At 65.7% G+C, this 7,688-nt stretch carries 6 protein-coding genes and 3 pseudogenes; 7 read left to right on the top strand and 2 right to left on the bottom strand.

From position 1 onward, the window contains the following. Positions 1-303 precede the first annotated feature (303 nt). Both Q7S93_RS04980 and Q7S93_RS04975 read right to left on the bottom strand, forming a co-directional pair. Positions 304-974, bottom strand: a pseudogene (locus Q7S93_RS04980) (IS3 family transposase); the annotation flags it as partial. 87 nt (positions 975-1,061) lie between these two features. Further along, positions 1,062-1,211, bottom strand: a pseudogene (locus Q7S93_RS04975) (IS30 family transposase); the annotation flags it as partial. A gap of 319 nt (positions 1,212-1,530) precedes the next feature. On the opposite strand from Q7S93_RS04975, the gene Q7S93_RS04970 reads away from it, so the two are divergent. From Q7S93_RS04970 to Q7S93_RS04940, 7 genes and pseudogenes are all read left to right on the top strand, one after another. Beyond that, complete coding sequence (locus tag Q7S93_RS04970; RefSeq protein WP_304712634.1) at positions 1,531-1,929, top strand: PRC-barrel domain-containing protein; 399 nt, start codon at positions 1,531-1,533, stop codon at positions 1,927-1,929. An 89-nt stretch (positions 1,930-2,018) separates the two neighbouring features. Further along, positions 2,019-2,567, top strand: a complete 549-nt coding sequence (locus Q7S93_RS04965) for a hypothetical protein (protein WP_304712633.1) — start codon at positions 2,019-2,021, stop codon at positions 2,565-2,567. A 695-nt stretch (positions 2,568-3,262) separates the two neighbouring features. Next, complete coding sequence (locus tag Q7S93_RS04960) at positions 3,263-5,188, top strand: DNA/RNA non-specific endonuclease (RefSeq protein ID WP_304712632.1); 1,926 nt, start codon at positions 3,263-3,265, stop codon at positions 5,186-5,188. Between the two features lie 415 nt (positions 5,189-5,603). Beyond that, positions 5,604-6,278 (top strand): DUF433 domain-containing protein, encoded by a 675-nt coding sequence (locus Q7S93_RS04955; protein WP_304712631.1) that lies wholly within the window; start codon positions 5,604-5,606, stop codon positions 6,276-6,278. Further along, positions 6,275-6,652 carry a DUF5615 family PIN-like protein gene (locus tag Q7S93_RS04950; protein ID WP_304712630.1) on the top strand — a complete coding sequence of 126 codons (378 nt, stop codon included), beginning with the start codon at positions 6,275-6,277 and terminating at the stop codon, positions 6,650-6,652. Before Q7S93_RS04955 ends, Q7S93_RS04950 begins: the two co-directional genes overlap by 4 nt. Before the next feature lie 4 nt (positions 6,653-6,656). Then, on the top strand, positions 6,657-6,836 hold the full coding sequence (locus Q7S93_RS04945) for a hypothetical protein (protein ID WP_304712629.1): 180 nt from the start codon (positions 6,657-6,659) through the stop codon (positions 6,834-6,836). Positions 6,837-6,884: 48 nt separating this feature from the next. Further along, positions 6,885-7,688, top strand: a pseudogene (locus Q7S93_RS04940) (IS630 family transposase); the annotation flags it as partial.

The raw sequence follows: 7,688 nt of genomic DNA, 5'->3' as shown, positions 1-7,688 counted from the left end.
ACCCTGTGACCTCTTCCATCGCCGCATTCATCGACAGGACGCCGGCCCGCACGTGGACGGCTCCGGCTGGCAGCAACTCGATGATCCGCGCCAGGCGCTCAGCGACCTCGGCGACCGGCTCCGCAGCTTCCCGTGTTCGCGCCATGGCCCGACCCCATCCCGATCCACAAAGTCAATGCTTTGCGGCGATCAAGTTAGGTAACGATGAAATCTTAAGGTTACATGGAGAGCGATAGCAGCGGCGCGCGCTCGGGACCGCTGACTTCGACCGCACCCCGACAGATCGTCAAATCTACCCAACTTCACACTTGCAGCGCAGACCTGGTTGGGCCGGTCGATGACCAGCCCGCGCAGCAGGTACTTGTAGGCCCGGTGCTCCGGGTGCGGGATCGTGGTGCGCGGCTTCTGATAGATCGGCGCCAGGCCCATCTTGGCCATCAGCCTGCGCACCCGCATCCGGCCCACCTCATAGCCCTGGCGGCGAAGATGGCGGGCCATCTGGCGAGAGCCGTACCAGGGGGTCTCCAGGAACGCCTCGTCGATCAGCCGCATCAGCGCCAGGTTCAGCAGGGTCTCGCCCGCCGGCTGGTAGTAGAAGGCCGAGCGGCTGATCGAGACCAGGGCGCACTGCCGCTGGATCGATAATCGGGGATGCTCGGGCTCGATCATTTGTCGCCTCCGGTCCAGGCTCAACGACCGAAGGCTTTGGCTAAAAAATCCCGCTCCACCACCAGCTGGCCGATCTTGGCGTGCAGCTTGTCGATCTCGCCCTCCCGGGCGCCCTCGGCCGCCTCGGCCTTGCCGGAGAACACCCCGGAAAGCCCCTCGATGGCCTGCTCGCGCCACGCCGCGATCATCGTCTGGTGGACGCCGTGTTTCGTCGCCAACTGCGACAGGGTCAGCTCCCCCTTCAACGCCTCCAGCGCCACCTTGGCCTTAAAATCAGCCGAGTACCGCTTCCGCTTCCCAGTCATAAAGTCCGTCCTTCAAAGGGGTCGAACCTACCTTAGCCAACTGTCCGAATTTCCGGCGCCACCTCAGTTCTTGCCGCGCAGACCGATACGACCGCGCGGCGTGCGCAAGGTCCGCCCGGTTCGCAGGCAGGCAGTCAGTTCGTGGCGCAAGGTGCCCCGACCTTGGACGTAGAGCGCCTGGTAGATGGCTTCGTGGCTGATGCGCATCGTCTCGTCATCCGGGAAGTCGACGGCTAGGTGTAGCGACGCGCAATGATGACCAGGCCGACGCGCAATCGAACGCCGTTTTCGGCGCACATTAGCTGAGACCGGAGCGTCTCCCCGGCGCACGCTGTTTGAGACTGGGCGCACGGTCGGTGAGACGAACGCGAGATCGAGAAGCTCGACGCACAATGGCTGAGACGGTTAAGCGGCGGGACCGAGCCCGACAGCCGGCTGCTCTCGTTCGATGCCGGAGTCCTTCGCTGCAATAAGTTCTGCGAGGCGTCACATTGATGTCGCGCCCCCGGCCCAGGTTCGCGCTGCGGGGGAGACTCACAGCAGCCGGAGACTCCAGATGACCGATACCGACGACCACCTCGACATCGACGGCGACGACGAGATCGCCACAGAAGAAACCGCCGACCTGATCGCTTCCGATAAGGTCGAGGGCACGGCGGTATTCAGCGCTGACGGGGACAAGCTCGGCTCCATCCATAATTTCATGGTCGATAAGCACTCTGGACAGGTCGAGTACGCCGTCCTGCAGTTTGGGGGCTTTTTCGGCGTCGGCAGTGACTACTACCCGCTGCCGTGGGAGGCGCTGAGCTACGACGTCGACCAGGGCGGCTATGTCGTCGATATCGACAAGGAGACGCTGGAGAAGGCGCCGCGTTTCTCCGCAGAGGCTCCGACCTTCGACCGCGCCTATGGCGAGCAAGTCTACGGCGCCTACGGCCTCGCCTATCCCCTCTGAGGCCTGGCGCGAGCGAGACCTCCCGCCCATCTTCCGATCTCAGCGGTCTCGCCTTGGCGAGACCGCATTTCCTTGGACCTGACGTTTCCATGTCTCCGGTGCTTACGCTTGATTTCGAGGCGTCCTGTCTCCCCCAGCACGGCCGCTCCTACCCGATCGAAGTCGGCGTCGCGGGCTCCGGCGGCATGGTGTGGTCGTGGCTGATCCGGCCCGAGCCAGCTTGGCGAGACTGGACCTGGACCGACGAGGCCGAGCACCTGCACGGCCTCACCTACGATCAGCTCGTGCGCGACGGCGTCCCAGCCCGAGAGGTGCTCGGCGAACTGACCGCGGTCGTCGGCGACCAGCTGCTGTTCGCCGATAGCTACCTCGACGCCGGCTGGATGCGCGTCCTCGAGACCGCAGCCGGGACGCCGCCCTTGCTCCGTGTCTATCACATCGACGCCTTGATCGACCGATTGAAGGTCAGCGACGAGACTGTGTCGCGGATCGTTTACGACTTGGCCCGGCTGCCGTTCCGGAGACATCGCGCCGGGGAGGACGCCCGTTGGCTGCAGGCGCTTGCGGCCCGCCTCGTGGCCGCGGTCCAGGTCGAGCCGATCGCACCGAAGGCCATATCGCTGTTCGAGGCGGCCTGACCGCGGGTCGACCCGCTCCCTTCGGCCAAGCTTGCGGCCATGACGCGACGGGCGCACAACAATGTCCACTCGCCGCAAAACCGATGCGCTCCCCATGGATCAGCCTTTCACTCCAACCGGCCTGGCGGCGGCGCTGCGCGCCAAGGCGGCGGCTCTCGGCGGTGGCGAACGGGACTATTGCCTCTGGCTGGCCGCGGAATGGGACAAGACCGCAGCCCGGCATGGGCCTGGATCGCCGGCGCCCGCGCAGGGTCGCACGAGCTGGGATCGAGGTCCCAAACGACGCCGCGCGCAATCGATGCACTACTAGACCACGACGTTCGCAGCGCCCGTCAGCCGGGACGGGCAGGCCGGAGAAGAGCTGCGGATGGGCTGGAGCGCAGCTCAGATATGTCCGCCCAGTCTGAGCAAAGACCTCCGCCGACTTTGTGCCATCACCTGTACGGCATGCCTTGGACTTGGTCGGCCAGTTGGCCGCGCGAACCCCGGTGGGCGCGAGGGGCGTACGCCCCTTATGAACGCCGCGCGCGAAGGGCGTTTAGAGGGCGTCACAACTATGTAGCGAACGGCGTTATACTTACCGGCAAAAGCGGGAGACAAACATGTTCGCTTCGCAATTCGACGATCCGCAGCTTCGTGGAGAACTCGCAGCGGGACGGGGGGCCGGCAAGCCGCAACCCAGCCCGACCCGGCTGGTGGATCAGATCGTCCACCGCGCCCGCGCCGGCGCCGGTGTCGATTTCGACGTTTTGGAAGCCTTGATCGGCGAAAACGACCTCGTCGAAATCAACTATCTGGAGCGCGGCCTGATGGCCGCCCGAACCGTCTGCCGGATCAACGTCGCGGCGATGCTGGGCGATGGCAGCGAGTGGGGCACCGGGTTCCTGATCGGCCCGCGGCTCCTGCTCACCAACAACCATGTGCTGCCCACGGCGCAGGATGCGCTGAGGGCCACGGTGGAGTTCGGCTACGAACTGGATGGGGAGGGGCGGCTGCGCCGCACAACGCGGTTCCAGCTGACCCCGCAGGACGGTTTCATCACCAGTCCCAAGGACAAGCTCGATTACACGATCGTGGCCATCGCGGCGGTGAGCGAAGACGGCGCAACGCCGATCGCCGATCTCGGCTACCTGCGGCTCGATCCGCGCACCAACAAGGTCGATGTCGGCCAGTACGTCACGATCATCCAGCATCCGGACGCGCGCACGAAGCGCATCTCGCTGCGGGAGAACAAGGTCGTCAAATATGGCGACGACGCCGATCCTGAGCGCGACAACTTTCTCTGGTACTCATCGGATACGGCCCCCGGCTCGTCAGGCGCGCCGGTCTGCACAGACGCCTGGCAGGTCGTCTGCCTGCACCACGCCGGCGTGCCAGAGCGGCGCCAAGTCAACGGCGAAGAGCATTGGGTGCTGGCCGATGGGACCACGGCGCCCGCGACCCTGGCCCGGAAACTTCCGGCCGAGCGGGTACACTGGCTCGCCAACGAGGGGGTGCGGATCTCGCGGCTGGTCGCCGACGTCGAGGATCAGGCGAAGGACACGGGCGCGATGCCGGGATCGCTGATCGCGGCCTTTGTGGCCGACGCGACCGGGGCGGAGGCCTTCGCCGGAACGGTCGCGGGCCAGAGCATCGTCGGCCTGCCGATCATCACCGCGAGCGCACCGGCGACGAGACTGAGCCTCGGCTCTTCGGATGGCTTCGAGGCCGCTAAGAAACCCTCCCGGCACACGCGGCCCGCCACCTATTTCGACGGCCGCACGGGCTATGATCCCGACTTCCTCCCGACCTCGGTCCCGCTGCCGACACTGGGCGCCGGGGCGCTTGCCCATGGCGCCCCGGCCAAGGTCGCGGGCGCGGCCGATGACGTGTTGCGCTATCTGCACTTCTCGCTGGTTTTCAACGGCGACCCCAAGCGCAAGATCGCCTTTTTCACCGCCGTGAACGTCGATGGCGCGCGTTGGACCAATCTCAACCGCGGCAAAGACACTTGGTACTATGACCCGCGCCTGCCCGAAGAGCTACAGAACGGCGACGAGCTCTATGGCGGGGAGCCCGTGCCTTCGAAGAACTACTTCGATCGCGGCCATCTGGTCCGGCGTCTCGATCCGGTCTGGGGTGACATTCGTGAGGCCGCCCAGGCCAATGACGACACCTTCTATTGGACCAACTGTTCGGCGCAGTACTGGGGGTTCAACGAGGGTGCGGACCTCTGGCAGGGTCTCGAGAACTTCCTGCTCTACAACACCGACGAGGAGGATGTTCGGGCGACGGTGTTCTCCGGGCCGATCCTGCGCTCGGACGATGAAGAGCACCGCGGCATCCTGATTCCGCAGTTCTTCTGGAAGGTGATCGCTGTCGCCGACAAGGCCGGCAAGCTCTTCACCAGCGCCTATATCGTCAGCCAGCAGGACTACGCCCTGAACATCCCGTTCGAACGCCTGCCGGTGGGACCCAACAGCACCGAGCCGGGGCAAAACTTCCAGGTGTCGGTGGCGAAGATCGAGACCGAAACCGGTCTGATCTTTCCCAAGGCGGTGCGAAAGGCCGACGTGTTCACCGGACCCCAGAACGGTCGCGCGCTGCGCAGCGTCGCCGACGTCGAACACCCTAGGCGTTGAACGCCGATCGACGAGAAGAAACGCGTCGGCAACCTGGATCCGCCATCCTCGAAATCTGCTCCGGCTCGCTACAAGGAAGGCGCGATCACCTCAACGGTCGCTTAAGGCCCTGGCGGCGTGCCGTCCGCGGCTATTCCGCTAGTTCCAAGCCCCCCGCGCTCGATGACCTCGGCCGGTGAAACCCCGTCCTTGGCGGCGCTGTCCATCCACCAGTAGGTGTAGCGACGCGCAATGATGATCGGCCCGACGCGCAATCGAGGCGATTTCCAACGCAGGGTCGTTGAGACTGAGGCGTGGGCCAGGCGGTCGGAGCGTGTCTGACCTAGAGCTTGGGCGCCCACTTGGCGTATCGTCGGAACGCCGTTTGCGAAATCGTCTGCAAGGGCTTATTGTTCTCCACTAGGAGAACGATTAAATGCCCGACACCGCCCGCCTTTACACACCCGCCGAAGCCGGCGCGGTCAGTGGACTGAAGCTGAAGGCCGTCCATAACGCCATCGACAAGCACATCGTCGAGCCGGTGGCGAGGGCACGCGTGACGCCCGTCGGCAAGGTCAATCGCGTCGCTCCCCGCTTCCTGACCGGCGAGGACCTGGTGCGCCTACGCGTCTGGCGCGGCGTCGGAGACACCTTGTCGGCCGAACGCCGCCAACGCCTGTTCGTGGCGATCGCCGCCAAACCCAAGGCCAAGACGGTGAAGGCCGACGAGTTGCTGATCGTCGACGTCGGGGAGGCCCGCAAGCAAGTTGACCGGGGCGTGCGCGATCTTGAGGCGGCGGAGGCGGTTGTCGGCAAAGACAAGGCCACGCTTGGCGGAGAGCCGGTGTTCAAGGGCACCCGCATCCCCGTCTATGGCATCGCGGCGATGCTGGAGGCAGGCGCGACGGCCGAAGAGCTGCTCTCGGGTTACCCCAAGCTCACCGAGCGGCTGCTCGAGCTCGCCCGCATCTGGGCGGCCGCCCACCCGCGGCGCGGTCGGCCGAAGTCGCTGAGCGACCTTGGCCTGACGATGAAGAGCACTCGGCGCGTTACCCGCAAAAGCGATCCCCCGGCCGGTCGGAGCAAGCCGACGACGTCGGCGGTCGGGTGAATTTCCTGATCGATGAATGCCTGCATACCTCCTTGGTGGAGGTTGCGGTCGAGCGCGGCCATGAGGCGACCCACGTCACCTATCGCGGCCTCAGCGGCGCCCAGGACTGGAATCTGATGGCGCCCATCCGCGAAGGCGAGTTCACCTTCGTCACCAACAACGCCAAGGACTTCCGGCGCCTCTATGCCCAGGAGGACATCCACGCCGGCTTGGTGATCCTAATCCCGAACGTCCCGCCAATCGAGCAGCGCGAGCTGTTCGACGCCGCCCTGGACGACCTGATGGTCGCCCCGGGTCTGATCAACGAGGCGCTCGAGGTCGGGATCGTCGAGGGAGATATTCAGATCACCCGCTACGACCTGCCTGGGGTTTAGCGACATGCCCGTGGAGCTGCACGAACGCCTGTCGGAATTCTCCTACGGCTACGGGGTCACCCGCGAGGCAGAGGAGGCGCTGGCGTCCGTGGGGCTTCGGGCGGTTCCATTTCTGCCGAACCTGCTGCACGAAGCCGAACTAGAGCAGTTTCCGAGCGGCATGACTCGGTTGGGATTCCCATGAGGTCGCGAGTCTGATTCACCGTGGTGATCGGTGAGGAGGCCGGTTGGCATGGGCAAACCTCTGTCAGTGGATTTGCGGGATCGAGTGGTGTCGGCGGTGGACGAGGGGCTCTCGCGTCGCAAGGCTGCTGAGCGGTTCGGGGTGAGCATCTCAAGCGCGATCCGCTGGACGAGGCAGCGGCGGCGGACTGGTGATGTGCGAGCCAAGCCGCAGGGCGGCGACATGCGCTCGGGACGGATCGAGGCGCACGCGCCGCTGATCCTGGGTCTGGTCGAGGCTCAGGGCGACATCACACTTGCGGAGCTGCGGGCGCGGCTGGCGCAGCAGGGGATCGCTGTGGCGGTCTCGACTCTGTGGCGGTTCTTTGAGCGTCACGCGATCACGCTCAAAAAAAGACCGGGCACGCGGCCGAGCAGGATCGTCCCGACGTCCTGAGCCGCAGGCAGGCCTGGTTCGACACCCAGTTGGACCTCGACCCAGAGCGGCTGGTGTTCATCGACGAGACAGGAGCCTCCACCAAGATGGCGCGCCGCCACGGCCGTGCGCGGCGGGGGCAGCGGCTGCGGATGAGCGTGCCGCATGGTCACTGGAAAACCACCACCTTCGTCGGCGCGCTGCGCCTCACAGGCATGACCGCGCCCATGGTTTTGGACCGGGCCATGACCGCAGCCTGGTTCCTGGCCTACGTCGAGCAGATCCTCGCCCCTACGCTCAGCCCCGGCGATGTCGTCATCGTGGACAATCTGCCCGCCCACAAAGGCGCCGCCGTCCGCCGCGCTATCGAGGCCACCGGCGCGGAACTGCGCCTGCTGCCGCCCTACTCGCCCGACTTCAACCCCATCGAGAACGCCT

It is taken from the genome of Phenylobacterium sp. (assembly GCF_030646615.1).
Classification (GTDB): domain Bacteria; phylum Pseudomonadota; class Alphaproteobacteria; order Caulobacterales; family Caulobacteraceae; genus Phenylobacterium.
The sequence above is the reverse complement of the archived record's forward strand: the minus strand, read 5'-3'. Positions and strand labels throughout refer to the sequence as shown.

What these genes read in the sequence shown, in the direction of transcription:
- Q7S93_RS04945 (WP_304712629.1), top strand. Translation starts at nt 6,657, where the DNA reads ATGCCCGTGGAGCTGCACGAACGCCTGTCGGAATTCTCCTACGGCTAC.
- Q7S93_RS04965 (WP_304712633.1), top strand. Translation starts at nt 2,019, where the DNA reads ATGTCTCCGGTGCTTACGCTTGATTTCGAGGCGTCCTGTCTCCCCCAG.
- Q7S93_RS04970 (WP_304712634.1), top strand. Translation starts at nt 1,531, where the DNA reads ATGACCGATACCGACGACCACCTCGACATCGACGGCGACGACGAGATC.
- Q7S93_RS04955 (WP_304712631.1), top strand. Translation starts at nt 5,604, where the DNA reads ATGCCCGACACCGCCCGCCTTTACACACCCGCCGAAGCCGGCGCGGTC.